This is a genomic window from Neobacillus niacini (genome assembly GCF_036961885.1).
Taxonomy (GTDB): Bacteria; Bacillota; Bacilli; order Bacillales; family Cytobacillaceae; genus Neobacillus; species Neobacillus niacini_H.
In genome coordinates this window covers 230,900-231,144 of sequence record NZ_JBALNQ010000008.1, presented here as the reverse complement: position 1 = coordinate 231,144, position 245 = coordinate 230,900, and positions in this window count along the sequence as shown.

Genomic DNA, 245 nt, shown 5'->3' with positions numbered 1-245 from the left:
AAGCATTCCGCCTTTCAAATTTACTTGTTCTTGATACTTACACTATATTAGTTTTTTACAGTTAATAACATAGGTATAGTGTCAAGTTCACAGTTTGTTTGAAATGATTTGACGGAATGTTGAACAACCGGTCATGGGCAGCATGGTTATGGAGATCTTTATTTTATTAAGGCTCTTTTCTTAAACTTTGTTGCTTTTTATAACAAAAATTAATGATTGTGCTGTGCTTCACTTAAAAAAAGCAA